General features: G+C 64.5%; 15 protein-coding genes. 9 read left to right on the top strand and 6 right to left on the bottom strand.

What is annotated here, in order from left to right:
• Window positions 1–326 precede the first annotated feature (326 nt).
• Window positions 327–1,067 carry a GntR family transcriptional regulator gene (locus tag AOQ37_RS06570; protein WP_062642123.1) on the bottom strand — a complete coding sequence of 247 codons (741 nt, stop codon included), beginning with the start codon at window positions 1,065–1,067 and terminating at the stop codon, window positions 327–329.
• 203 nt (window positions 1,068–1,270) lie between these two features.
• Between AOQ37_RS06570 and AOQ37_RS06565 the strand changes: the two genes are divergently transcribed.
• The 8 genes from AOQ37_RS06565 to AOQ37_RS06530 all read left to right on the top strand — a co-directional run bounded on the left by AOQ37_RS06565 (window position 1,271) and on the right by AOQ37_RS06530 (window position 6,789).
• The gene (locus AOQ37_RS06565; RefSeq protein WP_062642121.1) at window positions 1,271–1,621 is read left to right on the top strand and encodes an SCO3933 family regulatory protein; all 351 of its coding nucleotides are present in this window, start codon (window positions 1,271–1,273) and stop codon (window positions 1,619–1,621) included.
• The gene (locus tag AOQ37_RS06560; protein WP_062642119.1) at window positions 1,621–2,940 is read left to right on the top strand and encodes an FtsK/SpoIIIE domain-containing protein; all 1,320 of its coding nucleotides are present in this window, start codon (window positions 1,621–1,623) and stop codon (window positions 2,938–2,940) included. The genes AOQ37_RS06565 and AOQ37_RS06560 overlap by 1 nt, the downstream gene beginning before the upstream one ends.
• Before the next feature lie 12 nt (window positions 2,941–2,952).
• Window positions 2,953–3,147, top strand: coding sequence for a hypothetical protein (locus AOQ37_RS06555; protein ID WP_062642117.1), 195 nt, complete (start codon window positions 2,953–2,955; stop codon window positions 3,145–3,147).
• Between the two features lie 35 nt (window positions 3,148–3,182).
• Window positions 3,183–3,473: a hypothetical protein gene (locus tag AOQ37_RS06550; RefSeq protein ID WP_062642114.1), complete on the top strand. Its 291-nt coding sequence runs from the start codon at window positions 3,183–3,185 to the stop codon at window positions 3,471–3,473.
• 104 nt (window positions 3,474–3,577) lie between these two features.
• Window positions 3,578–3,838, top strand: coding sequence for a hypothetical protein (locus tag AOQ37_RS06545; RefSeq protein WP_062642112.1), 261 nt, complete (start codon window positions 3,578–3,580; stop codon window positions 3,836–3,838).
• The gene (locus AOQ37_RS06540; protein WP_062642109.1) at window positions 3,835–5,205 is read left to right on the top strand and encodes a replication initiator; all 1,371 of its coding nucleotides are present in this window, start codon (window positions 3,835–3,837) and stop codon (window positions 5,203–5,205) included. The genes AOQ37_RS06545 and AOQ37_RS06540 overlap by 4 nt, the downstream gene beginning before the upstream one ends.
• Complete coding sequence (locus tag AOQ37_RS06535; protein ID WP_020131201.1) at window positions 5,195–5,407, top strand: helix-turn-helix transcriptional regulator; 213 nt, start codon at window positions 5,195–5,197, stop codon at window positions 5,405–5,407. Before AOQ37_RS06540 ends, AOQ37_RS06535 begins: the two co-directional genes overlap by 11 nt.
• Entirely contained in the window at window positions 5,404–6,789 is a 1,386-nt protein-coding gene (locus AOQ37_RS06530) for a tyrosine-type recombinase/integrase (RefSeq protein WP_062642106.1), read from the top strand. Before AOQ37_RS06535 ends, AOQ37_RS06530 begins: the two co-directional genes overlap by 4 nt.
• 906 nt (window positions 6,790–7,695) lie before the next feature.
• On the opposite strand, the gene AOQ37_RS42095 is transcribed toward AOQ37_RS06530, so the two are convergent.
• Together AOQ37_RS42095 and AOQ37_RS06525 are read right to left on the bottom strand one after the other, a co-directional pair.
• Complete coding sequence (locus tag AOQ37_RS42095) at window positions 7,696–8,073, bottom strand: restriction system modified-DNA reader domain-containing protein (RefSeq protein WP_159401306.1); 378 nt, start codon at window positions 8,071–8,073, stop codon at window positions 7,696–7,698.
• Between the two features lie 210 nt (window positions 8,074–8,283).
• Window positions 8,284–9,033: an IS5/IS1182 family transposase gene (locus tag AOQ37_RS06525; protein ID WP_062642105.1), complete on the bottom strand. Its 750-nt coding sequence runs from the start codon at window positions 9,031–9,033 to the stop codon at window positions 8,284–8,286.
• A 169-nt stretch (window positions 9,034–9,202) separates the two neighbouring features.
• Here AOQ37_RS06525 and AOQ37_RS42090 point away from each other — a divergent pair, with 169 nt between their 5' ends.
• Window positions 9,203–9,610 carry a transposase gene (locus AOQ37_RS42090; RefSeq protein ID WP_374701482.1) on the top strand — a complete coding sequence of 136 codons (408 nt, stop codon included), beginning with the start codon at window positions 9,203–9,205 and terminating at the stop codon, window positions 9,608–9,610.
• 202 nt (window positions 9,611–9,812) lie between these two features.
• On the opposite strand, the gene AOQ37_RS06515 is transcribed toward AOQ37_RS42090, so the two are convergent.
• From AOQ37_RS06515 to AOQ37_RS06505, 3 genes are read right to left on the bottom strand one after another with little or no spacing between them, the layout of a single operon-like run.
• Entirely contained in the window at window positions 9,813–12,971 is a 3,159-nt protein-coding gene (locus AOQ37_RS06515; RefSeq protein ID WP_062642102.1) for a type I restriction endonuclease subunit R, read from the bottom strand.
• Window positions 12,968–14,188, bottom strand: coding sequence for a restriction endonuclease subunit S (locus AOQ37_RS06510; protein WP_062642100.1), 1,221 nt, complete (start codon window positions 14,186–14,188; stop codon window positions 12,968–12,970). Before AOQ37_RS06510 ends, AOQ37_RS06515 begins: the two co-directional genes overlap by 4 nt.
• Window positions 14,185–15,756, bottom strand: a complete 1,572-nt coding sequence (locus AOQ37_RS06505) for a type I restriction-modification system subunit M (RefSeq protein ID WP_062642098.1) — start codon at window positions 15,754–15,756, stop codon at window positions 14,185–14,187. Before AOQ37_RS06505 ends, AOQ37_RS06510 begins: the two co-directional genes overlap by 4 nt.
• Between the last annotated feature and the right edge of the window lie 88 nt (window positions 15,757–15,844).

Here is a 15,844-nt window from a genome sequence, read left to right as displayed (position 1 = left end):
CTTTGGGCTGGAGCTGCTTTGGGGCGAGTGATCATGGCCCCGTAAGCTGATGGCGAGTCGGGCAGTCAGTGGACCTGCCCGTAAAGCACGACGTTGGGGCCATGATCTTAGAGGCTCGCCCCAAAGTGGCTGCCTAAAGCCGTGGAGCCGACCGCCCCAGCCACAGAGGGTGTCTCCCACTTCATGCCCGCAGCCGCCGAGCGCGCCGCCGGGCGCTGCCAGCCGGGGCGCAGACAGGAGGCAGGCCGCGCCGCAGAGGCGGCGCGCGCCCGCGCCGTGCGCGGGCACTTGATGACGTAGAGAAAGTCTGAGCCAACCGGGGTGCGCTACAGCCTGAACGACAGCTCCAGCTCGTCGCCTGGCAGGTGGAACTCCTCCAGGGCGAGGGGCTTGTCTGACTCGCTGAGGGTCACTCGGAGGATGTGGAGCAGGGGGACCCCGTCGGCGAGGCGTAGCGCTTGGGCCTGGTCGGGGAGGGGCATGCGGGTGCGGACGTACTCCGTGAAGTGGAGTTCGTGGCCCAGGTCGGCTAGCGCCGGGTAGAGCTCCGGCGCCGGCGGTGGCGCCTCCTCCTCGTACTTGGTGTCGATGAGTACAGAGAACGGGACGTACGTCCTGTGGAGTTGGCGGAGGCGGCCGTGGTCCGCGGTCTGCAACGCGTCGTACGTGAACATCGGCTCGCCCGGCGGGATCCGGAGTAGGTCCGCAAAGGCAAGCGGGGCGTCGGTGCGGGTGGCTACCGATGGTTCGGCGTCTGTCCAGCGGATGCCGTCTGCCTCGACGTAGCGGCCGTCCGGGGTCCGGCGTACGCCGCGCGGGCGTGTGTGGCTGGGGCGGTTGTGAGGGGAGCGGGCGAACGTGCCGCGGCCCATGATGGCCTCGACGAGACCGGATGCCCGAAGTTCGCTCAGCCCCTGACGGACTGTGGGGCGCGTCACGCCGAACTGTTTCGCCAACGCCTCCTCGGACGGGAGCGGTTGGCCGGCGGGGAAGGTTCCGTCCAGGATGCCTTCGCGCAGGTAGTCGGCAATCTGCCGGTACTTCGGCTGCGTGTTCTTCGGCGGCATGCGAGCCCTCCACGGCCGTGGTCACAGTTTCGTTCGTTCAAGGACGGCACGTTCGTTCATGAACGAACACAGCTTCTCCCACACGAAGGCGGTTGACAACCCGTACTACGGGTGGTCAACCTTGTCTGTGTCACCCGTACTACGGGTGGTCTAGCAGCCCGGAGGACCAGCCTTCGGGTGCCTGAGATGAGGAGATCCGAACAGTGGCAAGCCTTCCGATCGACACCGCGAAGTTCACGGGGATCATCTGTGCCGTTCCCCCGGCTCCGCGGGTCGCTAACCGTGAGACCGGTCAGCTCCGCGTTGACCGCGACACGGGCAAGACCGTGTATCAAGTCGGCCTCTGCCTGATGGCAGGGACGTCGGCCGACGTCGTGAACGTGAGCGTGGCCGGTGAGCCGGCCGGTGTGCAGCTCGGTATGCCGGTGGCCGTGCGCGACCTGGTCGCCACGCCGTGGGAGAACGAGGGGCGGCACGGGATCGCGTTCCGCGCTGCGGAGATCCGGCCCCTGAGCGCTCCCGCCACCCCGGCGGGTAAGGGGGCCGGGCAGTGATGAAGCTGGCCTCCGCTACTTCGGCCGGTGCGACCTGGCCGAGCTGGGTTCTGGTGGTGGCCGCAGTGCTGGTGTCGGGTCTGCTTCTGGCGGGCCCGGCCCTGCGCCGCCGCTATCCCGTTGCCTGGTGGCTGTTATGCGGCTTCCCGGCTGTGGCCTTCCGGGTCGTGCAGACCTGGCGGCCTCTGATGGCTGGCTGCGGGCTCGCCGTGAGTCGTCGGCCGGCGCTGACCGTGGTGTCTGGTCTCGTCGGCAAGGGGGCACCTCCGCCTCAGCCGCGAGTGCCTCGGAGGGGGCTCATACGCCCGACCTCCGGCGGCTTCGTACTGCTCGTGCGGCTGCTGCCGGGCCAGGTGCCGGAGCACTTCGTCAAGGCTGCGTCGGCCATGGCGGAGAACTGGCAGGTGCACGCGGTGCGGGTGACCTCCTGGAAGCCGGGGATCGTCCGGATCGTCGCCTCGGCGGCCGACCCGTTGGCCGATCCGCAGGTGCCGAAGCAGCGAGGGCCCGGCCATCTGCTCCGGGTGACCGTGGGTGCCCTGGAGACCGGGGCCGCGTGGGTGGTCGACCTGCGGCGCGTCCCTCACTGGCTGATCGTCGGGGCCACCCGCTCCGGCAAGTCGACCCTGATCAACGCACTCGTGGCGGGCCTCGCCCCGCAGTCCGTCGCCTTGGTCGGGATCGACTGCAAGGGCGGCATGGAACTGTCCCTCTACGAGCCGCGGTTGTCCGCCCTCGCGACGAACCGAGAGCAAGCGGTCCGGCTGCTCGCTGCTCTCGTCGACCTGACCCTCGACCGGATGACCCTGTGCCGGGCGGCCCGCGTCCGGAACATCTGGGGCCTGCCTGACAAGGAACGGCCGGTCCCCGTCGTCGTGATCGTCGACGAGATCGCGGAACTCTTCCTCGTGGCGAGCCGGAGCGAGAAGGACGAAGCGCATGCGGCTGGTACGGCGCTGATCCGACTGGCCCAACTCGGGGCGGCGCTCGGGGTGTTCCTCGTCGTGGCCGGCCAGCGCGTCGGCTCTGACCTCGGACCCGGTGTCACCGCACTGCGGGCACAGCTCGGCGGCCGGGTGTGTCACCGGGTGGCCGACCCCGGTACGGCAGAGATGGCGCTCGGCGATCTCAACCCCGACGCGCTGAAGGCGGCGCAGGCCATCACCCCGGAACAGGCCGGCACGGCCGTGCTCGCCTCCGGCGACGGCTGGGAACGCGCCCGGTCTCACCTGATCACGGAAGCGGAGGCGGAAGCCGTCGCCGCCGAGTACGCGCACCTGACTCCCGTTCTGCCCGAACTCCACGTCGAAGCGCTGTGAGAGGGGACTGCCGTGCTGGTGTCCATGTCCGCCGTGCTGCTGCTCGGCCTGCTGATCTGGTTCCTCCTGCGCATTCGGTACCTCAGGTGGGCCGACGCGCTGCTCTGCGGAACCTTCGGCTTCCTGCTCGCCCGGACCGTCGCCGCGCCGTTCGTTCAGGCCCTCCTCGACGGCGTGAACGGCTTCCTCGGCCAACTCCGCTTCTGAAGCACCTCACCACTGACCCGACAAGGGGACTTCCTGTGTCCGACTACGTCATCCGCTCCGGTGACCGCGCCGCGTTCTTGGCCGGTCTGCGGGAGCTGGTCGACTTCCTGACCGCCAACCCGGCCGTCGTCGTACCGCGTCACGCGTCCGTCACCGTCCTGGTCGACGCCTCCGACTCCGCCGCTCGTCTCGACGGCGTGGAGTTCGTCGCCGCTCCGCTCGGCGTGCCGGCGGAAGACATCGGCCAGGGCTACTTCGATGCACGCCGCGACTTCGGACCGATCTCGTACGGCGTCGCCGGGATCCCTCCCGAGGAACGGCAGTGATCGCCCGTACGACGGGCTCCCGACGGGGCGCGAAGTCGCCAAACCCGACCCCGTCAGGAACCCACTCCATCCGCCACATGAGCAGTGAAAGGAGCACTCACACTTTGTCCACCGCGCATCATTCGCGCAAATCCCCGCCACTCGACTGCGACCTCAAGCAGCGCGACACGCAGGTCTCGACCTGCGCCGGACGGGAACAGATCGTCCTCGTCGAACTCGACGGAACCGAGCAGTGGCTGTGTCCCGCGCACGCGGCCGCCGTCTGGCTCACGGACCCGACGCTCCGCTTCAGCGCCAAGACTCGGCCGGAGGGGATCTCGGCCGTGATGGGGCAGGCGTTCGGCGACGGGGGTGGTCACCGATGACCACCGCCCTTCCGCAGAGCGTCGCCGCTCTCGTCGACAGGGCGTCGGAGCCGGAGTTCGCGGCCTGGCGCCGGAACATCGTCCGCCTCGGCGGCTGCACCAACCCGATTCACCTGGTCGGCGCGGCCACCGTCTACGACACGACGACCGGCGCCGCCCTGCTCTCCTACGGCTCGGATGTCTACGGCGGTCGCCTGCTCACCGCGTGCGGCAACCGGCGCGCGACGGTCTGCCCGGCCTGCTCGGCCCTGTACCGGGCGGACACATACCAACTCGTCCGTGCCAGTCTCGTCGGCGGCAAGAACGTCCCGGAGACGGTGAGCGGTCACCCGCAGGTGTTCGCCACGCTCACCGCCCCCGGGTTCGGCCCGGTCCACACCCGCCGCGAGCGTGACGGACGGGTGCCGCCCTGCCGGCCTCGTCGGGCAGGCGACCACTGCCCGCACGGGACTCCGGTCGGATGCCGCGACCGGCACTCGGCGGACGACCCTCGTCTCGGCGAACCTCTCTGCCCGCGCTGCTACGACTACGCCGGGGCCGTCCTCTGGCACGCGTTCGCCGGGCGGCTCTGGCATCGGTTCGGGCTAGAGCTGCGGCGGGAGGTCGCACGGCGAGCCGGTCTGTCCCGTACTGAGTTCGGGGACGTCGCTCGACTGTCGTACGCGAAAGTCGCCGAGTACCAGCGGCGGGGCTTGGTCCACTTCCATGCTGTGATCCGCCTCGACGGTCCGGACGGATCCGACTCGCGTCCGCCCTACTGGGCGACCGTTCCGCTCCTGGTCGACTCCGTGCGGGCCGTGGTCGGCCGAGTGGGGCTGAACGCTCCGGGCGCGGGCGTCATCGGTCCGCGGGTGCTGCGCTTCGGCGCCCAGGTCGACGTACGCCCGGTCACCTCATACCGGCGGGACGCGGGGGAGCGGCTTGCTTCCCCGGCCACAGTGGCGGGCTACATCGCCAAGTACGCCACCAAGGGAGCGGAGTCCGCTGGCGCGGTGGACGGCCGCATCCATCACGCGCGAGACATGGTCATGCTTCCGGTACGCGCACACGTGCTCCGCATGATTGCCACGTGCTGGTGGCTCGGCGGCTTACCGGAGTTCGAGCCGCTCGGCATGCGCCGCTGGGCACACATGCTCGGATACGGCGGCCACTTCTCCACCAAGTCCCGTCGCTATTCGACCACGCTGACCGCCCTCCGGCAGGCCCGCACGGACCACCGGGCGGAGCAGCAACGAGCCTCCCTCGGCCTGGCCGGCCACCCGACGGTCACGGTCGGCCGGTGGCGCTACGCGGGGCGTGGCTACTCGCCGGAAGCCGCGCTCCTGGCCGCCTCGGTGCGGGAGGGCGGTGCTTCCCATGGCGCGTGACACCCGTACGAAGGCGGCCGAGCTGCTCACCGTGCGCCAGGTGCTCGACGAACTGGGCGGAATCTCCCGACGCACCTTCTACCGCTGGCGCGAACTGCGCCTCGCCCCGGCCTGCATCCGGCTGCCGAACGGCGAGCTGCGGGTCCGGCGTGACGTGCTCAACGACTGGTTGGAGGAGCGGGCGGAGGGGGCGGCGTCGTGAAGTCGTACAAGGTCGTCATCTGGAAGCTCAGCATCAACCGCTCTGCGAAGAAGCCGACGTACCTCGTCCGGTGGTCCGTGGACGGTGAGCCGTTCCACGAGTCGCACAAGACGAAGGCGCTGGCGGACCGCTTCCGCGCCAAGCTCCTCCGTGCCGCTGACAAGGGTGAACCGTTCGACACCGTGACTGGTCTGCCGGACTCGCTTCGGGGCGGAAAGGCGTCGCTGTCGTTCCTCGACCTGGCGCTCAAGTACGTGGATGCGCGGTGGGCGGAGGCGTCCGCGAAGCAGCGGGACAGCATGACGGATGCCTTGGCGACAGTCGTTCCCGTCCTGGTCAAGCCTGGGCGGGGGCGACCCGCTTCGGAGGTGCTGCGGCGGGCGCTGCGCTCGTACGTTCTTCCGGTACCTCGCAGAGAGCGGGAGCGGTCGGAGGAGATCGCCTCTGCCGTGCGGTGGATCGAGCGGGCTTCGCTTCCGGTGGGGGAGCTGCAAGAGATCACCCGTGTGCATGAGCTGATCGACGGGTTGGGTCGGAGGCTGGACGGCAAGCCCGCGGCCACTCAGACCTACCGGCGCCGGCGCGCGGTCGTCTTCAACGCACTGGAATTCGCGGTGGAGCTGGAGCACCTCACCTCCAACCCCCTGAGCCGTGTCCGGCGTAAGAGAGGCAAGCGGGCGGTGCAGGAAGTCGACCGCCGGGTGGTGGTCAACCCGCGGCAGGCACGGGAGCTGCTGACCGCGCTCACCTACGTGGGTGGCTATGAGCGGGCCAGCGGCCGGCGCCTGCGGGGCTTCTTCGCGTGCCTCTACTACGCGGCCATGCGACCGGGGGAAGCACTCGGGCTTCGCCGCTCCGACTGCACGCTTCCGGCACAGGGCTGGGGTCGCATCGAGCTGGCGGAGACCCGTCCCACGGCCGGGAAGGTGTGGACCGACTCCGGTGAGGCGCACGACCGGCGTGGTCTGAAGCAGCGAGCCGAAGGAGAGGTGCGCATCGTGCCGATTCCGCCTCCGCTGGTTCGGCTGCTCCGCGAGCATCTGAAGGAGTTCGGTACGGCGGAGGACGGTCGGCTGTTCTCCAGCGAGCGGGGCAACGTGATCGCGGCCTCGTCGTACTCGCGGGCATGGAAGCAGGCTCGGGAACTGGCGCTCATGCCGCATCAGGTGTCGTCGGTCCTGGCCTTCCGGCCGTACGACCTCCGGCACGCGGGAGTCTCTCAGTGGCTCAACTCCGGTGTGCCGGCCCCGGAGGTCGCCGCCCGCGCAGGGCACTCCGTCGACGTCCTGCTCAAGATCTACGCCAAGTGCATCGACGGCCAGGAGCAGGAGATGAACGACCGGATCATGCAAGGGCTGGGGGAGGAGGACGCCCCGGACTGACACAACGGCATGACCGATGAACGGGAGCCCCGGACCGGAGAGGTTCGGGGCTCCCGTTCGTCAGTCCACGTATAGGCCGCAGGGCTACGCTCAGGGCCCCGGGAATGGCTGCTGACCTGCGGGAAAGCCCACCAAGATCATTACGCCGTCATTACGTGATCACTGGCAAACGGCTGCTTTCGACGGCATCCGCCTGCACATACGCGAAGACCCCGTCCCCAGCATTCGCGCTGGTGGCGGGGTCTTTGGGCACCTCATACAAGGTGCCCCCGGCAGGATTCGAACCTGCGCACACGGCTCCGGAGGGCCCTTCGGGTCGCTGAGGAAGTGCTGGTCAGGGCCTCGGAAGGGGTCAGAAGACCGAGATCAGTCCACGGATAGTCCAGCGTCTGCTGGAGCTTGTACCCAAGTGCCCCGCTGCTCCAGATGAACGGCGGAACGGCGGAGTTGTCCCAGGGCTCGCCCAGGTCCGTGAAGGTTGCCAATCAGACGTGGCCGACAGGGTCTAGATCAATCCGGTAAGCCTCGCAGCGGCCCACACGGCAACCAGCATGGCAGCGCACGTGACACCCGTGATCATCAGAAATGCGAGGCGCAGTGTCCCGTCGCCTGTCCGTAGTGCCTCGCCAATGATTCGAAAGCAGCTTTTACGCATCGGTTTTCCCTTCCCGCCAATTTTGAAAGTGGGCAAAGTTGAAGCCATTAAGGCGCTGCTTAGGCTAACTAACTAAAATGGGAGTTGAGTTCACCTCAAGCTCAAACAAGACTCGAGCTCGCGCAATTTGGTGATGTATGCCGCCTACTTCACTCTGTCGTTATGCATCCGTGATGGAGGCCCCGAGGGTGCTTGGTGTATTGCGAAACCGAATGGCGCCCGATACTCAGATGGCGTCATCGACGGTTGGGCTAGCGTGTCTTGCGGAGAGAACCGATGATCATGCCATCGCGTTCTCGCCTCCATGCCGTCCAGCCGTCCGCCTGCGACCCAGCGGCAGCTACTGCTGCTCCCGACGGAGTTCGATACGGCTTACCTTCAAACGACAGCCATCCGTTAGGCAGGACTGTGGCCTCGTGGCGGAGGCCGAGCCGAGGGCGGAACCAGAAGAGAGTCTCGCCCGCCTCTAGATCGCCAGACTTGATCATGGGTGCTAGCCCCCCTGGTGTCGTCTGTGTTGCGGGACTGTCTACCTCTCCGATCTGAGTGACCTCGATGTGTACGTCACTGCCTACGGTCCTGGTCTCCACGGTGGCGCCGGGGATGTTGATGCGAATGATCACGCTCATTGCAGCTCCTCAGGCTTGCAAAACTGACACTTCTGAGCCTAGCGCGTTAGGGCAAGCTGAGGGAAACTCTGCGAGCAACTGGACCAGTTCGATTCGCTAGCCAGCCTCGGGATGTTTGGCGACCTCGGTGGAGAGCGAGTCGGTCAGGCGTTAGACGAGCTCACCTCGAAGCCCGCTCCTGGAAGGTTGGCGGCGGGTCATTGAGCGTTTTCAGCGTTGCCTCTCCAGGGTGAGGACAGCTTTGGTGATGACGCTCATGCGGTTGGGGCTGATGCGGGATCTGCGGAAGATCTGCCAGGACTTCAGCCGTGCGATGCCTCGTTCGACAGGTGCCCGGGCCGCGGACAGGGCCCGGTTCTTGGTCCGCTCGGTGAGGGTGAGTTCGCCTTTGGGCGGGCGGCGCTTGGCGGTGGTGACCCAGTCGCCCGCACCGATGTAGGCCATGTCGGCGAGGATCGGGACGCCTTGGCGCGCGCAGATCCGGAGGATCTTGTGGGTGCGGGCGGCCGTCAGATCGTGGGTCCGGCCCGGCAGTGCCGGCGACAGCCACAGGATCTCGCCAGCCGGGTCCGTGACGACCTGCACGTTCACCCCATGCCGCTTGTGCTTCGAGGAGTAGTCGGCCCTGCCGTCGCCGACGCGGTCGCACTCGGCGAGCGTGCCGTCCAGGAGGACGAAGTCCGGGTCGTGCGTGCGCAGCGTCTTCAGCAGGCCCGGCGCCTGCTCGGCGAGCAGAGCGGTGACCGCGGTGACGTAGGCGTGGGCGGTACGGACGGATATCCCGAAGCCTGTGGCGATACGGGCGAGGGTGTCGTGGCGGCGCAGGTACACGAGTGCGACCAGCGCACGGCGGTGCGGCGGGAGTTTGCACCGCCGGTCACCCTCACGGGTGACGATGAGCATCGTGACCCACTCGACCAGGGCATGCGGGAGGTCGAGTGCGGCAGGATGGGGAACCAACAGGGCTCCTGTGCTGCTGAGTTGAGACTTCGAACACCTCCCTCAACGGCACGGGAGCCCTGTCCGTTGCGCACCCCGACCTCACACCGCACCGTCACCCGACCAGTGGCCACTCTGAAAACGCTCATTCATGCCCTAGAGCTGTTAAACGGCAGGCCTGCTCAGCTCATTGGAGCCTGAAGGCTCACTACGAGGTCATGATCTGCCGGACAAAGGAATCCACCCTGTAGGTCTGGGGGCAGTCGGACCTGTAGGTCTGGGGGCAGTCGGAGAGGAGCAAGGTACGCCCGTTGGGGACGTCGAAGTACTCGTTTCGGCTCCGGGCCGATGCTGTCGCTCTGTACCGATCGAGCCCGAGTGGGTCATACGCGTCGGTGGCCAAAACCTGGGCGTTAACCACGAGACGCTCGGTACGTGGGTGCGGGATGCCGAGTGGGCCGCCCGGCTCGGGGCGGTGGAGGCCACCGCGATGGAGAAGGGGAACCGGCAGCTGCGGGCGCGGGTAAAGGAACTCGAGCTCGAGCGGGAGATCCTGTGGAGGGCTGAGGCCGGGCGGGGAATAAGGCAGCGGCCATGAGGCTACGTGGCCTGCCGGAAGCTAGCTAGGACCGCGCGCTCCGTCTCCGGGGTGACGTGTTCGCGGGTGGCGCGGTGTGTCAGCCTTGTAGACCGAGACCCTGAGCCTTGCGGATCGAGACCGAGTGGGCCAGCGCAGCGCTGCTCGACGAGAGTGCATCCACGGCACTCTGAATCCGCTAATCCGCGCTGGCCACGGCGCACTACTCTCTACCACCGGGCAAGAGCCCGGAGAAGCGCTCAAAAAACGCTCTTAGGAGGGTCAGGACGCGCTGCTTCTTCTCGCCGTGGCCACCATCTGCCAAGAACCGTGATGTCGGCGGAAGGATCTTTGTGACCGCGGTGCCGGTTGTCGGGATGGCGCCGTCGTGGAATGCGCGTTTGATGAAAGCCTTAGTCTCGTCAGGCTTGAGGTTCTCCTCGGCGATGATGGCGTCGAGTTCCGCCGTCCTCTGTGCGTCGATGTAGGTGCGCCACTCCTCGTCGATCTCGCCCGAAGTGGAGACGCGGTCGACGAAGTCCATGACGAGGTCCTTCTTGTTGCGCAGGGTCGGGCTGGAATCAACCGAGCGCTGGATATCCATGAGGGCGCTCATCTCCTTATCCGCGCCGTTGCCGCACACTTCGCGCCACTTGCTGACGAGCATGAGAATGTAGTCGACATTTATCTCAACCTGCTTGATCAACTCGATCTCGAAGACGACGTCGTCGTTGATCGACTCCTTCTCGCCCTGCCGCTCCTTACGGAACTCGGCATAGAGATTGAGGTAGATGCTGCGGTAGTCCTGCATCTGGCGTGCGCTGAGGACTTCGTTGCCTGCGAAGTCATCGAACGAGGTCAAGATGTTCTGCAGCCGAAGGATCGCGCCGAGGAGGGCGATGAACTCCTTCTGGGCCGCCTCCCCGACGATCGGACGGCCGAGCGGGAACCTGGACAGAAGCTCGTTCGCCCTGTCGGCGTACTCGGCGTAGTACTCAGCGTACGGCTTCAGGAGCACGATGCCGCGGGCATCCTTGTTGCCGAACAGTGCGATGGCGTCGTTGGTCTCTTCTTCGAGGTCGCGGAAGGAGACAATGTTGCCGTAGGTCTTGACTGAGTTCAGGATGCGGTTGGTGCGCGAGTACGCTTGGAGGAGGCCGTGGTTGACCAGGCGCTTGTCGACGAACAGCGTGTTCATCGTGGTGGCGTCGAAACCGGTCAGGAACATGTTGACGACGATGACCAGATCGAGTTGGCGATTCTTTAGCCGCAGCGACAGATCTTTATAGTAATTCTGGAACTTGTCGCTGCTGGTGTCGTAGCTGGTGCCGAAGAGTGCGTTGTAGTCCTTGATGGCCTCATCAAGGAAGTCCCGGGACGACTGGTCGAGGGAGCTGGTCTCGAAGCCTTCCTCATCCAAGTAGTCGTCTCCCGCGTCCTCGTTGGCGGCGTAGGAGAAGATCGTGGCGACCTTGAGTCGGCGGTCAGGGGTCAGCTCGTCCTGTTGGCGCGTGAACTCCAGGTAGTATCGCTTGGCAGCGTCGATCGATGCGGTGGCGAAGATAGCGTTGAAGCCTTTGAGCCGGCTTGCCTGCTTGAGCTCGGCAACCTTGGTGCGACCGCCCACAACCTCAGCAACGTTAGCCACGACGGAATAGTCGTATCCCTGGGTTCGTTTCGTCTTCTGGTCGAAGTGTTCCAGCGTGTAGCGGACCACCTGGCTCAGGCGCTCGGGTGCGAGCAATGCCCGCTCGGTGTCGATCGCTGAGACCTGCTTGTCGCTCACCCCCTTGGGGAGCTTGATTGTGTTGACGTAGTCGATTCGGAACGGCAAGACGTTCTTATCGTTGATGGCATCCACGATCGTGTAGGTGTGGATCGCCATCTGGTGATTCGCCGGCGAGCATTTCATTGGGTCGCCGTGCTGGTAGCAGCCGAATGCTTGGGGCGTGGTGCGCAGTTTTGGGTTGCCGCCCGTCCCGGAGTTAACGGCGAAGATCGGAGTGCCAGTGAATCCGAAGATGTTGTACCGCTTGAACGACTTGGTGATCGCAGTATGCATGTCGCCGAACTGAGAGCGGTGACACTCATCGAAGATCAACACGACATGGCCGTCGTAGATTGCGTGACCTTTATTGCCGTTGATGAAGGTAGAGAGCTTCTGGATCGTAGTAATAATGATCTGCGCGTCCGGATCTTCGAGCTGCTTCTTTAGCACCGCGGTTGAGGTGTTGGAGTTGGCGGCGCCTTTCTCGAAGCGGTCGTACTCGCGCATGGTCTGGTAGTCGAGGTCTTTGCGGTCGACCACGAACAAGACCTTGTTGACGCTCGGCAATCGTGAGGCGAGCTGTGCGGTCTTGAATGAGGTGAGCGTCTTGCCAGATCCGGTCGTATGCCACACGTAGCCGCCAGCCGCGAGTGAGCCGAGCTGCTTGTAGTTGGTGGCGATATTGATCCGTTGGATGACGCGCTCGGTGGCGACGATCTGATAGGGCCGCATCACCAGTAGGAGCCGGTCAGCGGTCAGGACGCAGTAGCGCGTCAGGACGTTGAGCAGCGAGTGCTTGGCGAAGAAAGTCTTAGTGAACCCGGTTAGGTCCTGGATCGGCTTGTTCTGCGCATCAGCCCACCACGAGGTGAACTCGAACGAGTTGGAGGTCTTCTTTGTCTTCTTCGCCGAGGCTTGCTCATACAGGTGCTGACGGCGGGTCGTGTTGGAATAGTACTTCGTCAACGTGCCGTTGCTGATCACGAAGAGTTGCACGTACTCGAACAGCCCAGAGCCGGCCCAAAAGCTGTCCCGCTGGTAGCGGTCTATCTGGTTGAACGCTTCCCGGATGTCCACCCCACGGCGCTTGAGCTCGATGTGCACCAGCGGCAGGCCGTTGACAAGCACGGTCACGTCGTAGCGGTTGGAGCGCCGAGCGCCGCCCTCGCCCTGGCCGATCTCGTACTGGTTGATCACCTGAAGCCGATTGTTGTGGACGTTCGTCTTATCAATGAGGTGAACGTTCTTCGTTGAGTCGTCGTCACGCTTCAGGACCTGAACGTGGTCCTCCTGGAGGCGAACCGTCTTCTCAACGATTCCGTCATTCGCCCCAACGATCTTTTCGGAGAAGAACTGTTCCCATTCGGCCTCGGAGAACTTGATCCCGTTCAGGGCTTCGAGTTGGGTGCGCAGATTCGCGATGAGCTGCGCTTCGGTCGTGATAGAGAGGTACTCGTATGCTTGACCCTGCAGGAGTTTGATGAACTCCCGCTCCAGGTCAGCCTCGGACTGATACGCCGAGTCGCTCACCCCGTCTGGCAAAAACTCCGCCACGACCGTGCTCTCCGACGAGACGGCGATGGGCTCGTAGTGAACGGCCGATGACTCGCTCACGCCACCGCCTCCTTAAACGCGAGGAGCTTGTCGAGATAGTACTCGTACTGCGTTTGTCGTGCCTTGAGCTCAGCAGGAAGGTGCACGTTCACCAGAGCGTCGAACTTGTCGAGGATGCCGACGATTCGCTCTTGCACCTCTAGCGAGGGCACCGGGACTAGTACCGACCTAACGATGCCCGCGTTGAGGTTCGACACGGTGCTCGATCCAGCGCGCCTCTTGAAGTCGGCCTGGAGCGGTGTCGATCGCAACAGGTGGTAGAGGAAGTCAGGCAGGTAAGAGTCCTCGAATCCACTGATCGCAAGCCAGCCGTCGTGAATTGCCCCTTTGATCTTGGAGATGTATGGGCGGCCGAAGCTCATCGAGTTCGATAGCACAAAGTCGCCCGGATGAACCATGCGCGACTTCTCGGCCCCGGCCTGTGTGACGCGCTCAGCGGTTCCAGTGATGTACTTTCCGCCTGGTGGAACGTCGCCGATCTTGATCCATGGCACGCCAGCCGCGTCGTCGGTGAGGAATGCCTGAATCGGTCGCGGCGAAGCGCCGCGAACGATCGTCGTAACGTCACCCATCTGAGTCCAGCGGACCTCCTCGTCTTCAACGAATGTCAAGAGGGAATCGCGGTAATGCGCGTACTGGCGGGAGCGCAATTCAAGCTCTGCTTCAAGATCAGCTTGTAGATAGCTCATCTTGTCAAGAATCGATACGATCTCTACCTGAATCTCCGACGGCGGAACGGGAATCCTTATCTTTGCAAGATGGTCGCCGGAGACACGGCGCACCTTTGCCCCTGTGATCCCGCGCTTCTTCTGGTCTTGGAACTGCTGTGACTGGAAGAAATATGCGACGTACTTTGGGTCGAGCGTGTGGCGGTAGATGTAGGCATCCCCGCTAACTGCGACCTCCCCTTCGCCAAGCCAAGCGGTGGCCTTGGCGACCGCCTCGTCGTCCTCGCTCGTGGTGGCGATGACGAGATCGCCCGGCGCTGCGCGGCGCAGCCGAGCGGCGAGTAGCGGATCAGTAAATGACTTCGTGAACTCGGCCCATGTCCCGTAGTAGGTGTGGATCTGGCCGTAGTGGATGGCAGGCGTACCTACGTCCGTGAGGTCGGACTTCTGCAAACCGTTGCCCCGGGCGAACTCTCCTACCTCACCGAGAGCCTTGTGCTCTACACCGTTCGGACAGAGCTCCACGATGAGGTCATCGATGCGGCTCACTGTGAGCCCTCCAGGTCGGTCACGATGGCGTCGATCTGCTCCCGTAGTTCCTGTTGGCGCGTGACGATCTGGGCGATCTCGGTGTTGAGCTCCGTGATGTCGACGGCCTCACGGGTGTCCTGGCTCTCAACGAACGACGAGACGGAGAGGTTGTAGTCGTTCGCCTTGATGTCGCCATGCGAGGCGAGCTTCGCAAAATGGTCAACGTCCACTCGCGCAGTGAAGGCGCCTAGGATCTTTTGCTGATGGTCCCCCGTAAGCTTGTTCTTGTTGCCCAAACGGGTGAACTCGGAGGAGGCATCGATGAACAGCACTGAGCTGTCCTTCTTAGACTTTTTGAGGACGAGGATGCACGTTGCAATGGTTGTTCCGAAGAACAGGTCGGGCGGCAGCTGAATAACAGTATCGACATAGTTATTGTCGATCAGGTACTGGCGGATCTTCTTTTCTGCCCCACTGCGGTACAGCGCACCTGGGAATTCGACGATCGCGGCTGTGCCGTTCACCGCAAGCCAGCTGAGCATGTGCATCGTGAAGGCTAGGTCAGCCTTCGACTTTGGAGCGAGTACCCCCGCCGGCGAGTAGCGCGGATCGTTGATTAGCAGCGGGTTGGCGTCGCCTTCCCAGTTGATTGAGTACGGTGGGTTAGAGACGATCGCTTCAAAGGGCTCGTCGTCCCAGTGCGCGGGCTCGAGCAGTGTGTCGCCGTGCTCGATGTCGAACTTCTCGTAGTTCACGTCGTGCAAGAACATGTTGATGCGCGCCAGGTTATAGGTGGTCAGGTTGATCTCCTGGCCGTAGAAGCCCTGGCGAACGTTGTCCTTACCGAGCACCTTGGCGAACTTCAGCAGCAGCGAGCCCGAGCCGCAGGCGGGGTCGTACACCTTGTTGACGGCCGTCTTGCCTACAACCGTGATTCGCGCGAGCAGCTCGGAAACCTCCTGCGGCGTGAAGAACTCCCCGCCCGACTTGCCCGCGCTGGAGGCGTACATCGTCATCAGGTACTCGTAGGCGTCACCGAAAGCATCGATGGTGTGATCAGTGAACTCGCTGCCAAGGTCAAGATCGCCAATGGCGTTCAGCAGCTTGACAAGCTTCTCGTTGCGCCTCGGGACAGTGTTGCCGAGCTTGGCGCTGTTGACGTCTAGGTCGTCGAACAAGCCCTTGAGGTCGTCTTCGCTATCGGAGCCGAGGGCCGAGCCTTCGATGTTCTTGAAGACTCTGGCCAGCGTCTCGTTCAGGTTCTCGTCGATGGCAGCGCGCTTGCGGACGTTGACGAAGAGTTCGCTGGGCAGGATGTAGAAGCCCTTCTCGTCGACCGTGTCCTTGCGACCGAACTCCGCGTCCTTGTCGCTGAGCTTCACGTAGTCGAAGTCAGCGTTATCGGCCTCGCGCTCCAGGCGGTTGAGGTAGGCGGTGAGATTCTCGGAGATGAAGCGGTAGAACAGGATGCCGAGGACGTAACTCTTGAAGTCCCAGCCGTCGATGCTGCCGCGTAGGTCGTTGGCGATACGCCAGATGATCTTGTGGAGCTCGGCGCGCTGGGCTTCCTTGGTCCGAGCCGCCATCAGACAGCCCTCCGGTCGGAGGGGCGCCGTGTTGAGTAGGTGCCGGGGCTGTAGCGCATACTTCCTCCGTTTTGCTGCGATATCAAAC

This window comes from Streptomyces maremycinicus, from assembly GCF_001184025.1.
Classification (GTDB): Bacteria; Actinomycetota; Actinomycetes; order Streptomycetales; family Streptomycetaceae; genus Streptomyces; species Streptomyces maremycinicus.
The sequence above is the reverse complement of the archived record's forward strand: the minus strand, read 5'-3'. Positions and strand labels throughout refer to the sequence as shown.